The following is a 15,515-nucleotide window of genomic DNA, read 5'->3' as shown; positions in this document are numbered from 1 at the left end:
GGAAATGACATAAGAACGAAGGATGGGTTCAACTTGTATCCGATGGGAGGGAAACGGTTATGAGCACGGCAGACGTACGCAAAGACTGGGATACGTATTTCATGGACATCGCATATATGGTCTCTACCCGTTCCCGCTGTTCACGCCGTCATGTTGGGGCTGTACTTGTGCAGGGGAAGAAACTGCTTGGAACAGCCTATAATGGTGCGCCCATGGGGGTTCCGGACTGCTCTGAAGCAGGATGCATGATCTCAGAAGAATATGAGCTGGTGGTAACCGACGGTCAGGAGGAAATGGTTAAAAAGCAACGCTGTATTCGTACCATTCATGCGGAGCAGAATTTGCTTTTGTTCACCGATCGAATTGACCGCGAAGGCTCTTCTGTATATGTCACGGATGAACCTTGCTGGACTTGCTCTAATATGCTCGCGAATAGCGGTATTACAGAAATCGTGTTTCATCGCCCGTATCCCAAGGACACAGGCAAGGTAACAAATATGATGAAGCAAAAAGGTATTACGTTTCGTAAGCTGGAAAATTACCAGCCTCCGCGGGAGACGATGATGACAGTAAGTGACTAGAACCAATATAATATTCAAATTTGCGGGGAAGAACCTCCGGTTGCTGTATCAGCTGCCGGGGGTTTTTCTGCGTTCATGCGGTTGACACAAAGGAGGGGGAGAAAATGAAAGGCAGACCTTTACTGGTATTTACCGTCTGCTGGTTATGCGGTAGTGGGATGGCATGTGCATTATCGGGTTGGTCCTTGATCGTGGGAATGATCGGGGCGTTCGTTTGTCTGCCACTTTTACTACGATGGATTGATATACGCGGTTGGTCCATCTTGTTACTGATTGGAGCACTCGTTAGCGGTGCTGTGCACTGGGAATGGAATGATGCGCGGAATCGGAGTAGTCTGCCCGATATCACACATACGACAGCCGAGGATTTGGACGGTTATGCAGCTACACTCGAAGGAATCCTTATGTCGGATGTACGCATAGATGGGGATCGGGCTGATTTTGAAATGCAGGTCACGTCGATGCTTCCACTATCCGATGCATCCTCGGCGCCAGCGTCGGAAGCGCGAACTGCGCCTAACGTGAGAGAACGTCTAATGGTCCAAGTTCGCCTGGCTGAGGAAGAAGAACAGCAAGTAGCAGCAGGGTGGAAGCGAGGAGATACGATCACGTTGACGGGTGCGCTTGCGCTTCCCAGCGAAGCTAGAAATTTTGGTGGGTTTGACTATCGAAATTACTTAAGGACTCTTCATATCCATTGGTTGTTTAAAGTGAAGGGTGCCAGCTCGGTAACCACCGTTCCGCCGGAAGGGCTGGGGGAACTCAATATCCTCCGGTGGAATGACATCGTCAGGCATAAACTTGGCGCAGCGGTAGAACAGATATTTCCCGAACCTCATGCGGGGTATATGAAAGGCCTGATTATCGGGATGGCTAATGATATCGATCCGGATACATATGGACAATTTTCACAGCTTGGTTTAACTCATATATTGGCGATCTCCGGAACACATGTCGCGGTGTATGTGGCATCGCTGCTTCTCCTTTTATCATGGCTTAGGTTAACCCGAGAAACCTCGCTCACCATTGTGTTGCTGCTAATACCTGCATATGTACTGTTGTCTGGCGGTTCACCATCAGTCATTCGTGCGGGTATCATGTCGATGATTGGTTTGTATATGGCGCGGCGCGGGCTTGCGAGGGATGGATTGCAGATGATCAGTGCAGCAGCGTTGTTGATGATGTGGTGGAACCCGTATTTTTTACTGAGCGTGAGCTTTCAGCTATCTTTTCTGGTAACGGCTGGACTGATGATTTACATGCCACTGATTAATCGGATATTTAGCAGTTGGCCCAAGGGCCTTGCAGCAACAGCTTCTGTGACGGTAACAGCACAGCTCATTTCTTTTCCGGTCACGATTCTGTATTTCAACCAGTTTTCACTGCTTTCATTTGTCGCAAACTTCCTGCTTGTATCTTTGATCAGTGCCATTGTACTTCCTCTTGGAACGGTTGCCCTGATTTTATCGTTCATTTGGATGCCTCTGGCTAAACCATTGGCGTGGATTGCTATTATGTTGAACAAATTGACCTTTGTAAGTGTGGAGTGGATGAACAGTTTGCCTGGATTTGTGCTGATCTGGGCTACCCCATCGCTACTGTGGATAACAGCATATTATGCCGTTCTCTATGCGCTTCTGCGGGTCCTTCACCGTGGTCGAGGTGACCAGCCTGTAGTTCAGGGCACAGAAGAGGATACGGCTCCGCTGGATCGCCGATTTGTTGGGGGAACGCCTAAAGCTGCTCTGGGGCTGTCTGGGTTGTCTAATGTATCATCACAAGGATTAAACAAAGGTGGACGTAAAGGTGGACGTGAGACTAGCCCGGGTTCGATGACAACATTAAGTGCAAGTATTGCCTGGCCGGAATATACCAGTGCATTTGCTGCGCGTGGGGCGGGTTTTTACTCTGGTGAACGGATGAACGTCTTCCACAAATGGATGTGTGCGCTGCTGGCTCTCAGCTTTGTGGTGGGATTATGGTGGGCATACCAGACACCGCAGCCTGCGGGGACAGGAGTGGTGCAGTTTTTGGATATCGGACAAGGGGACAGTACACTTATTACAACACCTGAAGGCAAACATATTTTGGTCGATGGTGGAGGTACGGTCCAGTTCGGGAAGTCTGAACAATCCTGGAAGACACGGCGTGATCCATACGAAGTAGGGGCCAAGGTGGTCGTTCCTTTATTGAAAAAGCGGGGCATTCATCGGCTGGACGCCGTAATCGTAACCCATGCCGATCAGGATCATGCTGGTGGATTACAGGCCGTGCTCGAACAGATTCCAGTGGAACGATTCATGTTCAATGGGACAACCAGCGGTACAGCCAATTTCGAGAAATTGCTGGATACCGTTATAGACAAGCAGATTCCGTTATATGCCATTCGCCAAGGGATGTCCTACGCTCCGGATGGGGAGACCAGACTACATTTTATATATCCGGATCTGGAGAAAGCGATGGATACAGAAGAAAGATTGCCCTTCTCGGAACATCAGAATCATGATTCGGTTGTCTTTATGCTGGAAATGGCAGGCGCCTCATTATTGTTCACAGGAGACATGGATGCTGCAGCCGAGCAGGATCTGCTCTATATGATTCAAGATGGATCGCTCTCAGCCTCGTTTGGACAGTACGATGCGGATGCTACGTTAGTAGATGTTACTATTCAGGAGATGTTTACACGTCATTTGGGGGAGAATCATGAGGTTATCACTTAACCAATAAGTAAGCCGAAGTTTTACCCATAAAGAAGTCATAAAACTTAAAAATCCCTTACTTTTTTTTATATTGATATTGGAACTGGAAGCATAAGTCTGTCAGAAGTCAAAAATGGAAGCATAAGTCTTCCATAATGTCGCTTGATAAATAAAAGTGGGACAGAAATCGTCTGATTTCTGTCCCACTCATGTTCCTCAATAATAATACTATTCCGATTTTTAGACTAACCGATTATCCAATAACTTATAAACGGGTAACTGAAAATAGGAACTTAATTTTACCGCAGTAGTCAAATTAGGCTTTTTACGTCTGTTACTTAATGCCACTGGATTTACTAGAGTTGCTTTGGAGAGCTGTTGGTTTTTGAGATCGTATAATTCCATTAGAAATTGAATTGAATTTTCTACTGGAATTTCTGGCATTCTTCGAGCTCTAATAATATCTAATATTTCTTCTACGTAGTCAAGCTCATCATAAGAAGCTCGATTGGTACAAGTAGTACTACTTAAGTCCGACTTACAAAACTTGCAAAAGCCATAATCTACATATGGCACCTGCTTTTTGGAACAAGATTTACATTTTTCAACTAAAATTTGCTCGTGCTCAATACATGCGTTTACAACATATAAGGTCCAGCTTAACCTCTCGTAAACAGGTTCGTTCTTTTCAGAAAGGCAAACTGGACACCAGGCTTGATGATTTCTATACAAACTGACATCAGAAATGACTTCTTTATAGTATAACAATGTCGTATTAGAAAGATCATTTCTTCCTGAAAGTTTCTCTAGACATTCTACTAATTGTTCCTGTGTAGAAAAAGCAGCAGCATGCCCATTATGAATTAAGGCTTGGGCTGGAAATTGCTCATTTAAACAATAATCTAAAAATTTACCGACATTAAGACAGTGTTCTCTTGCCAGTCTATATACATAGTGATGGAGACTTTCAACTTCAGCTGTATTTTTATACATCGGCTCAATGGAATATATGGCGCTTCTTGGAGGTATAGAAGAGAGGTGATTCATAATCGACATCCTTTATACTTTATTTTCCACAAGAGTCTCTGACTGGATTTCTTTGCCCAACTTTTTTTGAACTTTTCTTTTCATTTTTAACTTGTGTATTATTTTCTAGTGTATTTAAGCCGAGAGATTTTAATAAAAATTCTCTTTCTTCCTCTGTTTCATGAAGTTCCAATTCTCCTTCTCTTGCTTCACGAGCCATCGTGCTACATTGCTTAATACTTAGTGAAGTTTTTTCCAGGTACTTTAAAGAGAATTGGGTTTCATTCTCCATGAGGTATATATCTAGTGCACGCTGTAACCAAAGCTTTAAAGCCCCGATACATCCTATACTTCTTTCATATAAAAATTCCCAATGTTCCAAAAGATCGATCTCCTGAACAGGCATATGATCTTGTAACGTTAGAACGCTGGTTTGAAATTCCTTGAGATCCTGCTGATTTTCTGCTCTATACCTTGGTATATGAACGTCTATACTTCGATTGCTTAATTGAGCGCTTTTATTTCGAAATTTCAGGAGCTCATACGTTCCTGCAAGAACATGTGGGACTTTTGTTTGATTAGCAATGGATTTGACAACATCCATTTGATCCATCAGTTTATTACCTTTTGATATCTTTGCAATGTGTTGTGCTTCATCAACCATACAAGCTAATGGCCTTCTGTGCACTAGGGCACTTTCAAAAGCCCATCTTATTGCAGATGAAGTTTCTCTACTATGGAAACCTCGAGAATTTACTATGTTGGAGAGATGCTGGGGTATCATTTTGTGATCGATACATGGTTCATGTAACTCAATCAATCCTGCTTTAAAATAATCTTTCCAACTGAACTGGATTGATTCCGCTGCTTTGGATTCAAAGAGTACAGCAGGGACTCTTGAGAAGTCAGTGTTTAATTCATTTATCAATTCATTGACAAGATGATTGTAGAGTTTAGTTAACAAAGTAGATTTACCCACACCGCTTGGACCATAGAGTAGAATGAGTGGAGTCTTATATTTTAGTACTGCAATCTTGGCTTGGGTAAATGCTTCTTCCAGTTTCGGGTGAGAAATAAGTTTATTCTCGAAGTACTTTTTCTTCGCCTCCACAGATTGATCCATTACAGTAGGGGGGACTTTAGAATTCTCCATAACGTTCCTCCAAAATCGTCTCAATAATCACTTTATTAATTTCCTGAGTAGTGGACTTTTCAACTTTGTCTGGAAAAGATTCTATAGAGCTCTTTGTGTTAGGGGAGTCTTCTTTTTGTACTAAAGTTTGATCATCCTTCATTTGTTGCAGCAAGAGCTCATCAGAATCACAGTCTATTAAAAACTCTGCTATTTTTTTTGCCTCTAATTGAAATCTTCTTGAATGGTTCCGATTTTTCTGTAAAAGCTCTTTAGATGCAATTTTAATCTGTTTTTCAGTCTTTCCATTGAAGACACTATAATAGTCAGACATACACATAACCCATCTTTTTCCTACATATGCATAAGCTACGCCAATATTGTATGGATCGTAACGGACTGGAATCTGTTTTCCCTCAACTTCGGGATTACGAAAGCTTTCAGACCAGTAGTGAAGGTAATTATTTTTAAACCCTCTACCTGGATGTACTTTTGCAGTTCCTTTGCTTGTTGAAGGCATAGTTAGGATATGAAAGGTCTCATCAAATGGAATAATGCTACTATTTCGCTGCCCAGAGTTTTTGAGACCTAACGCAAAGGCATCACTTGGGCTTTGCCCACCAAGCGCAGGGTGTCCAATATGATCATAGATATCGTACGAGAATTCTTCTAATTTTTCTGAGAATTTACTAAGTGTCCAGACTGCAAGTTTTTTTGGGTTGTTTTTCGGAGTGAGCGTTCTAACATCTTTTGTTGATTGTGTATTTCCCAAAAGATTATAAATAAACCGAGTATTGGTGGTACCAAATAACCGTTCAATAACAGATCCGTACCGTGGTTTACCCGCAGGTCGCTGTTTTTTTCCTGAGCGAAACATCGCGAGTGTTGTTTCAAAATAAACACTGGAAAACTCTTTTCCTCCATCAACGACAATTGTTTCAGGTAATCTCGAGTAACGTCTAACACATTCACGAAAAATCATCATCGCAGATCGGTACGATGGGGGATCGAAAGTAAGGTAAAGTGCTAGTATTTTCCTTGTAAACGCATCAGTCAGAAACGTTACCCAAGGTCTGCCAAGATTCTTTTTAGTGAGTGGATCTATGAGTTCTATATCTAACTCGGTGTGATCTAAATGCGCAATCTCAAACGGACGATCTCCATGTCGTATATTTGTTTGGCTATATTCTAAGTAAAAAGATTCAAAGCGGTAAGCTGCTTTCTCGCCCTTTCTTTTTTTGACTTGATGATGAGTAGGGCGGCTATTAATTTTTTTAACAAAAGTCTTGTAACTGCAAGGCTCTACCCCTTTTTCTTTACAAGCTACTAGAAAAGCTCCGTAGACTTCTAATTTTTTTGGTTGCTTAAAAGTTTCATACTTATCTCGAATACATTCTTCAATTAAATTTGTTGTGTTTTCTGACAGTCTACTCGTGTGATTGCCTTTCTGTTGATGCAAAGGGAGTAGACCAATGTACCCGTTCCCATAAATTTGTTCATTTTTTTTATAAATGAAAACATAGTTTCTTATGGTTCGGCTAGTGAGGCTTGTATCAACTTTGGAACCTTCCTTTAAATAGGGCAATATCAACTCCATACGCTCGTTTGCTATGCGACAGTCCTCTATACTAGCTGAAATGAGTCTTTCATGTGTTTTACTATCATGAGCTGTTTTCATTATAATATTAGATTTACTATGTTTTATTTTCCCTAATTTAGAAAACTTGATAATCTCGGCATGTGTTAAGTCGACTATACTTTGTTTATTGCGTATCGTGAGATAATTCTGACCTTTATTAAGAATGTCCCATACTTGTTCATCCCATAACAGACTACTCCCAACTTCAATATCTATAACTGTACTCTCAAGCATAGATAAATCTACGGCAGTATTTTTTATATGGATGTAGGCCATAGCTTTTTCTTTAGAAGTAAATACTGGTGTATAAAGGGGTTCAGCCAAGACATGGCTGTACAAATCAACATATATCTTCTCAGTAGCAATTAATGAATAAATTAAATCAGACGGAATATCAAGATTGTCAGCCACATCTAATAAATCGTTGAGTGATTGTCCTGGTTGGCGATCAAGATGTAATAATAATTTTTCAGACATTTCCGCATCGGAATTTACATTTTTTTTTAGATATGTTGAAAGAAAAACAAGATTTCGTTGATATACCCAATGTAACTTGTTTGAATTGAATACTTCAAAACCAAGATTGAATTGCTGAGCATAACTTTCTCCCGGTGGACATCTCCAATTGCCGTTACTATCTAAACAGTATCTAGATGGATCCTTTTCAGATAGTTTTTGTAGATCTTCATCGCTTTTACACTCTACCCATTTTGCACCGTGTTCTTCTATAACAAAGAAATCAGGTGTGTAGTAAAAAGATTTTCTTTTATGTTTTTCGTTAACTGTGCTCATGTAATCAAGCTTAATTGAGTTAGGCTGATCATAAAATTCTAATACAGAATTACTGTGCTCTAAAGTATGGATATAAGGTAATTCTAAGGTGTGACTTTCGTATTGAACTGTAAAGTTCATTTTTATACTTGGGTATCTTCCAGAAACATTCTTTATAGAACTCCTGACAAGCCGGGAAGGTTGGGACGAACGGATTTCATTAATCATATTTTTAGCGTTCAATTGCACAGCATTATCGATCAACCAAAGCTCATACTGCGTTTCTGTTAACATAAAAGAAACCTCCCATACTTTTGTTCGTAATACTGCCCATAAGTCCTCGAACATATTCATTGTAGTAAAATATTTATATAACTATGTGGCTTTCATATTGATTCCTTTGTAGACTTGCTTTTGTTTCATGGTTCTCCAAATATTCTTATATGTCGGTCTTTGTAATATCCCACTACGTTGTAGAACTCTTTCTACATTGCGTTTGCTTGGATAGTAACCAGATTCATTTAAACTGAGAACTGCCCTTTCAATATCTTCGCAAGTTTTTTCATAGTTCAAAATTTTTTTGCTGTTTTTAAATTCCTTATTTTTAGCTGATATGTCATTAGATATTTTGTTGACGCAGAAACGCTCTATACTAGGCATCTGATACGTTAAATTCATATTTAGATGTGAGATGTTACCTAAGAGGAAATCTATTAAGTCAATGTTTAGGTGATTACAAATCTCCAAAATAGTAGGTAAGGGTGGGATAAAAGCTCCGTTGCAATATTGCCACACTGTACAGCGATTCATGCTAATTAAATTTGCTAGACGAGAAATATTACCATGGGTATATGTGAGCAAAACTTGAAAACTATCTTGGATATTTTTTCTACATATACTGTGCCTTTGTATTTTTGCAATCAATTGAAGCAGGGTAAGAGAGTTTCTTAACTGACTTGTATTCTCATTGAGAACGATGTGATTGCTGTTTTGTCCAAGCCAACTAGAACAGTGAGGGCAAAATCCAATTGCTGAATTTCTTGAGAGATGAGATATTGTTTTCCTGCAACTTTGATTAGGACAACTCATTGTTAAAGGGGAATTATGAATTGGGTATACAGAAGTTAGCTTTATAGACCACAACAGTGGTTCGTAAAGTGGCTTTCCTTCTGTGTTCCATTCATGATAACACTGTGCGCACCATGCTTTTGAAGGTTTGAACAAGTATTTATCACATATAACCTCTTCCCAGGGTAGCAAAGTGAGATTTTCAAGTTTATCTACAGTCGTTAACATAGACAGGATGTCTACTATGCTTTTAGTGTGAAGACCAACGCCATTTAATGATTTTGCTCGTTGATAGAATCTACTTCCTCCTCGAGAAATATCATTTTGTAGATACTCTCTCTCGAGTTCAGAAGAGATAATACCCTTAATTAAATCTCCCATACATATATGATGAGCAGCAGCTAACCGCGTAATATAACTAACAATTCCTTCTTTTAATCCTGTTTGGAGTCCTTCTGGTTTAAGAGCGTATAATCTACTTACTTTGTATGGCACCTTATAAGTATCATCTAAATAGATAACCATATTTAGACCTCCTCGGTGTCTTCTTTTAAATGCTTGAAAGTAGTTCTAAGGTGGTTCAGTTTGGTATGGTAGATACGTATCTCTTCATGAGAAAGATGATTTTGAGGTGGGAGGAGGTAAAGCAAACACAAGTGATCTGTTTCTGTACAATGATAGTAGAGAGTGGACTCGATCGGCTCGTAAAACAGTGGAATGATTTCCATATTATTCTCTGAAGAAAACCATTGATTGAGTACGGCATGCCGGCATGAATAATATTTATCCATTACTAGAATTCCTTGATGCGTGATGGTACCAGAAATATGTTGAAGATCTGTTCTGTCCCTGTTTTCCATATTAAGATGCTCCTTTTTGATTGTGTTTTATAGTAAGTGTAGACACGAAAACAAATTGTAATACATTTTGATATCAAAATAGTGTTGGGAAAAGAAAATGGATGTATTCTTATGGTTTTCACCAAAAAGAATACATCCATTAGTTAATTACTTTTTTTTTCGTCCGTGGTTTGAATAAACTTAGCATTTTTCAAAGCGTATTCAAGTGCCATATTAATCAGCTCATTGCGTGAGCGATTGCTCTTTTGAGCAAGTATATCAAATTGTTCCTGGGTTGATTTTTCTATTCGAATAGTGAGTGTAACAGATTTATCTTCTTTAGGCGTTATTATAAAATCATCCAGACTCAATGAGCATCACCTCTAATTACAGTATAGGAGTAAGAGGTGAATGAATTGTATAACACGAAATGTATTCATTTTGTAGTACAAAATATATTACAAAATGAATTTTAATTCTCATTGATGGATATCCTATCATTATATGCTTTAATGGGGGGATGCGTTATGGACTATAGGGCTTTAATAGAGTTTGTCGGTAATGGATCGTATCATGAAATGAAAAATATGGAGCTCCAACTAGATGTACTGAAGACTTCTATTCGTAGTTATCAAGAGAATACAAACAGCAAGAGAATAGAGTGGAAGACACACGGAGTAGTAGGTAAGTTTGTAGCAACTAGAAAATATAATACGGATTTCACATCGATCTATGAGATTCTAGAGAATCATGGAATTCTTCATTTGGTACTGAAAGTAAATTGGAATAGTCTTACGGAAGCAGAACAAATAATACTTCTTAAGTTTATTACCCCAAGTACTCCATATTTAAGATTTGTATTTGTTGGGAGCCATCATCACGAAATAACTGAACCTGACCCAACTGATTTAGAACAGTTGGTTATTTTAGAACGTGTACGCTCATGGAAATCTTTAAAGCATGCACATGAAAATAAATTGATTCAATGGAATTTGATAAAAAAGCAGACCTTATTGGAGATGTTACATAAGAAAGAGGAGAATGTTAAACTTTCTTTTGGGAAACTGAATGTCATAAAGCCAAGTCCCCAAATTTCTACCATTGATGTATATAGAGAAATTGGAGATCAGGCTTTAAAGAGTGTTGGAAATATTGATTACACTAAATTAAATGAATTTGTAGCAAGAGGATTCATTAAAAAATCTGAAGTAAGTCAATTTCGCAAAACGTCAGAAATTGATCTAAGGTATTATTTAATGGAGATTCATAAAGAACATAATTATATACAGACTCTTAGTGAAAAAATAAGAATCTAGTATAAATTTGGGCTGGTAGGGGCAGTTGATCCCTTATAATAAGTGATGCTATGGTTTTAACCATCATGGAAAGGAGCGGCAAAACGAAGATAATAAGCATGAACATGGAACCTGTTGTTGGTGTAGATGTCGCTAAAGCTTCAAGTGAGGTACGGGCATTTGGAAAACGAAATGAGCCAGTTGGCAAAGCTATAGTCATTGCGCTTGAGAGTGGGTTCGAACAATTTATGAAGATGTTAGGTGCGCTTAAAGCCGAAATTATGGATAACCTGGGGAACAGATAATAATTATGACTGGAAAAAAGTAGAATGAAGGTTCCTACACCACACATTCACACAAGGAGAATCCACCATGAGCTACACACATCTTAGCATAATCGAACGCAGCAAGCTAGAAATCCTCCACCAGCAGGGCAAGAGCTCACGAGCCATCGCAAAAGAACTGGGACGGCATCCTTCAACCGTTGGTCGTGAGTTAGAGCGGGTAGCTTCTGTGGATATTTATCAAGCGGAACAAGCTCAAAACGCTTATCAGGATCGTCGTAAGGCTTCGGTATCCACAGGTAAATGGTGTGACACCTTGGCTGCTTCCCTAGAGGAAAAGCTTCAGGCTACATGGTCTCCTGAACAAATCAGTGAACGTTTTCGCACCGAGGGTCTGTCCACCGTTTCGTTTAAGACCATCTACCGCTGGATCTACGAGGGACGACTGGTTCGAGGTGAATTACAGGTCCTTCGGCACAAAGGTAAACGTCAGAAACCTGCAGAAATACGTGGTAAATTCACCATAGGCCGCACGATTTCAACTCGACCGAAAGCAGTTCGTTCTCGTCAAACGTTTGGACACTGGGAGCTAGATACCGTGGTATCTGGTCGGGGGAAGAGCAAAGGATGCGTAGCTACACTCATTGAACGGAAGACACGCCTGTATACCGCCATTCTCATGCCAGATCGTACCGCCTTGCCCATGGAAATTACACTCGGTGTAGCCATCTCCCAGTACCCTAAAGGCACCTTTCTTACAGCCACGGCGGACAGGGGTAAGGAGTTTGCTTGCTATGCGAACCTAGAGAGTACACATGACATGCAGGTCTATTTTGCTGATCCCTACTCCTCCTGGCAACGCGGTTCCAATGAAAATGGGAATGGATTACTGCGAGAGTTCCTCCCCAAGGGCACCGATTTCGCTAAAGTACAGGACGAAGATCTCGCCCATTCACTCGATCTAATCAATCATAGACCACGAAAATGTTTGAGCTGGAGAACCGCTCACGAATCTTTCACAGAGGAACTGTCGCACTTGGCTTGACAATCCGTCAAGAATTATCTTTTTTTCTGTATAAAAGTAATCCATATTACTTGTAACTTCTTCAATTCTCTATAATTCCAACAAGGCTCAAATGAGTCCAAACTATTTCCAATAGCTATCAAGTACTCCCCAATACTCCTCAATGTTGCAAACCCAGAGAACAAATTTTAGCAATCATATAATTTATATTAGATAATGAAATTAATCTGTTATTCATTATGAGGAGTGAGCTAAGATGATCAAGTTAATCAAGATTTAAAAAATAAAGTCCTCAATAAAAATGTGAATTGTACCCCTTAGAAGACATTGGATAAACCCCTGGGTTTAGCTGATGAAATTCTAGGGGGGCACTTCAGTCAGTTCCCTAGCCTCGCAAGGTTTTTCTTTTACTTAGTAAGGGAGACATAGATGGTTCTTAAAAAATTCCCTTTACTAACATTAATTTGAACCATATATAAGCATGCACAGGCAATATATTTTTGCTGCTCAATTTTCTATTGATATAACTCTATACGATCCTGCCATCTTCGTGTTGTCTTGCAAACCAGCGAATAGTCTGATTTGCAACAACTTTCAAACATTGTGCAAATCGCTCCATATCATCAACCGGACATTCATGCCCTTTATACCTGTAATTAGTTTTGGCGTGGGCTATCATATTTCTTGTATCGGATATCGCACTTGCTAGAGTTTCAAGGCTCAGCTTTTTTAGAAATCTAGGCGCAATTAATTCAATATCTGATATGTCATAACAAGTTTGAACGGTTAGCTTAATTGCATGATGATCCTTTGAATAGTTTCTATGTTCATCGTACAGTTTTTCCAGTTCTAGAATAAATGAGGAATCAGGATTTAGAGCTCTAGGACTATACAGTTTTTTTGTTATTGAATCAAGCATCTCCTTTTCTTAGTACTGTTTGAGAAACATATTCAATAACTTTTGCGTATGTAAGAATTAAAAATTCAGAATTGTGAATGTCGTTTCCTGAGTTGTAAATTTCTGAAACTTCAGATATTCCCTTTCCCTGAATGAGTGATCTTAGCCTTAACTTATTATTTTCTTGATTGCTCTCTTCTACATCAATATGGAAGAAATCATAAGAAGTCGGTCGGGGTGAAGAGGGTTAAGTTAAGATTTAAAGTAGTTCCACATTCAAAGATGTAAGCCTGGATTATTTCTACTGCATCTGTTAGGTCTATTGAATCTTCGGAATAGATTTTTATGAACAAGTCCTCAGCCAAAATAGGGGGTGTATATCTATCATACATTCTATCCATAATCAATCTCATACCAAAAATTGTAATACCTTTTTCTAAAGTGATAGATACTTTTTTGTTTTTCCATATTTGTTCGATAGTGTACTCAATAGTGTCCAACTCTTCAAATCTAAGTTTTTGGTAATCAACATGCACAAGAATTAAATTAGGAGAAACAAACAGTTTATTGTTATCTATTTTTCCTAGTTCGGCACATTGAATGTCTTCATCAAGTTTTACTAACGAGAATAATTTGTACTCATTTGAGAAAAAAATCGAACTCATTACCAGGTTCGAATTCAACTCTATATTACTAATTCGTTTGTCACTAGCAAGTCTTCGTATATTTTAGAAGAGATAGATTGACTTATATTTTCCAAATCTATTTTATCATTATCAATACTAGTACCATTGTAATCAAAGAAAAAAATAAGGGTCGTTGCAGATATGCTGACGATCCTTTTTTGTATACCTTTAAGGACGGAGAGAGGGGGAATTTTAGACTGATGATGCCTCATTAAGTTAACGGGCATAATAGGAAATCGTATAGGCCTATCCTTAAAACATTTTTCTTGAAATTTAGTTTTATAGTTCTAAAATAGAAGTATCAAAATTTAAATTGAGGTGTTATATGAATATTGTTACTTACAGAAAAAGCTTGATAATGGCAACTGAAAATTATTTAACTGATGTTTTTGAAAATACTCTAAAAAAAGAAGTACCAATTATCAGATCTATGCATTCAGAATTACATAAGCTAGGAGATAAGTGGGAAACAATTTTAAGTGAAAATTTTCGTCATTTTCATATGACTTCTTTTTTTACTCATGGACATCCACAAGTTGCATTTGAACACGGAACTAAAAGGTGTGAAATGGGTGATTTATTGTATATTCACTTTGATATTTTGAAAGACGGGACTGTTAATAAGAATTCCTTACTCCTCCAAGCAAAGGTTACCAGTACGAATGATAAAAATGAAAAACAAAAAGAACTCTATACAACTTGGCCAAAGTTTGAATTTGTAATTCCGCCGAGTAGTTCTTCATTCGATGTACAGCCAAAAGACTCACATTCAGGAGCGCGGTATTTAATCATCGATAATGAGACATGTGGATTAAACACAACTAATCGATTTAAAACTGATAAAACATACGAAATTACTAATGATGCAAATGCCTTTACAGAAGAATTGGTAGATTTTCTTGATGCCAATTCTGGTTACGGTCGCCAGTTAAAAGATTTGTGTGATAATGATGAATGGACTAATGCATTGAAAGTGGTAGAGGATTATGCTGCGAATCATGGATATAGCCAAAATGCACCGATGAAAAGGAAGAAAGATATACTCTTCTTTGTACATGCTGAAAAAACATTTAGACAGAGATTTGTCTTTGATCAAGACAATATCGATGGCATGTTGGTTGTATTAATATTCACTTCGGAAGTACCTATACAGTCCGAACTACTCGGGTGATTAAAAATTTGTGATTAAACTAACGGGAAACGATAGATCAATAAATTCTTCATTCATGCTTCCAAATTCGACTCATGGCAAACTTATGCTTCCAAATACTTGGCTCATCATACTAAAACTAAAGAAATTCAATTTTCTTGGATTTAGTTAAGAAATTGGATTAAACTTCAAAGAATAAAAATGATTATTATAATAAAGAGAATATTGTGGTTGATTAAAAAGTAGATACCACAATACTTTTTTTGTCCGTGGTCCATTTTAGTTGAGAGTTGTATTCGAATGAACTCTGCCAGGAAAATTTATCCACTTAAGATAAAATGTTATTTATTCTCTAAAAGTCGAAAAGGTCAACAAGATTTTTTAGGATTTATGGGGTTTATCCTCAGGGGCTGTTACATCCTC

At 38.6% G+C, this 15,515-nt stretch carries 13 protein-coding genes; 6 read left to right on the top strand and 7 right to left on the bottom strand.

Features of this window, described 5'->3' with window-relative positions; translation table 11 throughout:
• Positions 1–59 precede the first annotated feature (59 nt).
• Both PTQ21_RS28080 and PTQ21_RS28075 read left to right on the top strand, forming a co-directional pair.
• Entirely contained in the window at positions 60–581 is a 522-nt protein-coding gene (locus PTQ21_RS28080; protein ID WP_063567278.1) for a deoxycytidylate deaminase, read from the top strand.
• A 104-nt stretch (positions 582–685) separates the two neighbouring features.
• The gene (locus PTQ21_RS28075; RefSeq protein ID WP_274567903.1) at positions 686–3,301 is read left to right on the top strand and encodes a ComEC/Rec2 family competence protein; all 2,616 of its coding nucleotides are present in this window, start codon (positions 686–688) and stop codon (positions 3,299–3,301) included.
• 219 nt (positions 3,302–3,520) lie between these two features.
• On the opposite strand, the gene PTQ21_RS28070 is transcribed toward PTQ21_RS28075, so the two are convergent.
• From PTQ21_RS28070 to PTQ21_RS28050, 5 genes are all read right to left on the bottom strand, one after another.
• A complete protein-coding gene (locus tag PTQ21_RS28070; RefSeq protein WP_274567902.1) occupies positions 3,521–4,327 on the bottom strand; it encodes a TniQ family protein in 807 nt (268 codons plus the stop codon).
• Between the two features lie 19 nt (positions 4,328–4,346).
• Positions 4,347–5,459 carry an ATP-binding protein gene (locus tag PTQ21_RS28065; protein ID WP_274567901.1) on the bottom strand — a complete coding sequence of 371 codons (1,113 nt, stop codon included), beginning with the start codon at positions 5,457–5,459 and terminating at the stop codon, positions 4,347–4,349.
• A complete protein-coding gene (locus tag PTQ21_RS28060) occupies positions 5,446–8,142 on the bottom strand; it encodes a TnsA endonuclease N-terminal domain-containing protein (protein WP_274567900.1) in 2,697 nt (898 codons plus the stop codon). The genes PTQ21_RS28065 and PTQ21_RS28060 overlap by 14 nt, the downstream gene beginning before the upstream one ends.
• 81 nt (positions 8,143–8,223) lie before the next feature.
• Positions 8,224–9,441: a TniQ family protein gene (locus tag PTQ21_RS28055; protein WP_274567898.1), complete on the bottom strand. Its 1,218-nt coding sequence runs from the start codon at positions 9,439–9,441 to the stop codon at positions 8,224–8,226.
• Between the two features lie 478 nt (positions 9,442–9,919).
• Positions 9,920–10,126 carry a ribbon-helix-helix domain-containing protein gene (locus PTQ21_RS28050; RefSeq protein WP_274567868.1) on the bottom strand — a complete coding sequence of 69 codons (207 nt, stop codon included), beginning with the start codon at positions 10,124–10,126 and terminating at the stop codon, positions 9,920–9,922.
• Positions 10,127–10,282: 156 nt separating this feature from the next.
• On the opposite strand from PTQ21_RS28050, the gene PTQ21_RS28045 reads away from it, so the two are divergent.
• From PTQ21_RS28045 to PTQ21_RS28035, 3 genes are all read left to right on the top strand, one after another.
• Positions 10,283–11,071 (top strand): hypothetical protein, encoded by a 789-nt coding sequence (locus PTQ21_RS28045; RefSeq protein ID WP_274567897.1) that lies wholly within the window; start codon positions 10,283–10,285, stop codon positions 11,069–11,071.
• Between the two features lie 98 nt (positions 11,072–11,169).
• Entirely contained in the window at positions 11,170–11,355 is a 186-nt protein-coding gene (locus PTQ21_RS28040; RefSeq protein ID WP_274567895.1) for a hypothetical protein, read from the top strand.
• A 67-nt stretch (positions 11,356–11,422) separates the two neighbouring features.
• Positions 11,423–12,379: an IS30 family transposase gene (locus tag PTQ21_RS28035; protein WP_274567894.1), complete on the top strand. Its 957-nt coding sequence runs from the start codon at positions 11,423–11,425 to the stop codon at positions 12,377–12,379.
• Positions 12,380–12,887: 508 nt separating this feature from the next.
• Here PTQ21_RS28035 and PTQ21_RS28030 read toward each other — a convergent pair.
• A complete protein-coding gene (locus PTQ21_RS28030) occupies positions 12,888–13,277 on the bottom strand; it encodes a hypothetical protein (RefSeq protein ID WP_274567892.1) in 390 nt (129 codons plus the stop codon).
• A gap of 197 nt (positions 13,278–13,474) precedes the next feature.
• Positions 13,475–13,921, bottom strand: coding sequence for a hypothetical protein (locus PTQ21_RS28025; protein ID WP_274567890.1), 447 nt, complete (start codon positions 13,919–13,921; stop codon positions 13,475–13,477).
• Positions 13,922–14,267: 346 nt separating this feature from the next.
• Between PTQ21_RS28025 and PTQ21_RS28020 the strand changes: the two genes are divergently transcribed.
• Positions 14,268–15,113, top strand: coding sequence for a hypothetical protein (locus PTQ21_RS28020; protein ID WP_274567889.1), 846 nt, complete (start codon positions 14,268–14,270; stop codon positions 15,111–15,113).
• Positions 15,114–15,515 lie beyond the last annotated feature (402 nt).

It is taken from the genome of Paenibacillus marchantiae, from assembly GCF_028771845.1.
In the GTDB taxonomy this organism is placed as follows: Bacteria; Bacillota; Bacilli; order Paenibacillales; family Paenibacillaceae; genus Paenibacillus; species Paenibacillus marchantiae.
The sequence above is the reverse complement of the archived record's forward strand: the minus strand, read 5'-3'. Positions and strand labels throughout refer to the sequence as shown.

What these genes read in the sequence shown, in the direction of transcription:
- PTQ21_RS28065 (WP_274567901.1), bottom strand. Translation starts at nt 5,459, where the DNA reads ATGGAGAATTCTAAAGTCCCCCCTACTGTAATGGATCAATCTGTGGAG.
- PTQ21_RS28075 (WP_274567903.1), top strand. Translation starts at nt 686, where the DNA reads ATGAAAGGCAGACCTTTACTGGTATTTACCGTCTGCTGGTTATGCGGT.
- PTQ21_RS28045 (WP_274567897.1), top strand. Translation starts at nt 10,283, where the DNA reads ATGGACTATAGGGCTTTAATAGAGTTTGTCGGTAATGGATCGTATCAT.
- PTQ21_RS28025 (WP_274567890.1), bottom strand. Translation starts at nt 13,921, where the DNA reads ATGAGTTCGATTTTTTTCTCAAATGAGTACAAATTATTCTCGTTAGTA.
- PTQ21_RS28055 (WP_274567898.1), bottom strand. Translation starts at nt 9,441, where the DNA reads ATGGTTATCTATTTAGATGATACTTATAAGGTGCCATACAAAGTAAGT.
- PTQ21_RS28060 (WP_274567900.1), bottom strand. Translation starts at nt 8,142, where the DNA reads ATGTTAACAGAAACGCAGTATGAGCTTTGGTTGATCGATAATGCTGTG.
- PTQ21_RS28040 (WP_274567895.1), top strand. Translation starts at nt 11,170, where the DNA reads ATGAACATGGAACCTGTTGTTGGTGTAGATGTCGCTAAAGCTTCAAGT.
- PTQ21_RS28080 (WP_063567278.1), top strand. Translation starts at nt 60, where the DNA reads ATGAGCACGGCAGACGTACGCAAAGACTGGGATACGTATTTCATGGAC.
- PTQ21_RS28020 (WP_274567889.1), top strand. Translation starts at nt 14,268, where the DNA reads ATGAATATTGTTACTTACAGAAAAAGCTTGATAATGGCAACTGAAAAT.
- PTQ21_RS28030 (WP_274567892.1), bottom strand. Translation starts at nt 13,277, where the DNA reads ATGCTTGATTCAATAACAAAAAAACTGTATAGTCCTAGAGCTCTAAAT.
- PTQ21_RS28070 (WP_274567902.1), bottom strand. Translation starts at nt 4,327, where the DNA reads ATGAATCACCTCTCTTCTATACCTCCAAGAAGCGCCATATATTCCATT.
- PTQ21_RS28035 (WP_274567894.1), top strand. Translation starts at nt 11,423, where the DNA reads ATGAGCTACACACATCTTAGCATAATCGAACGCAGCAAGCTAGAAATC.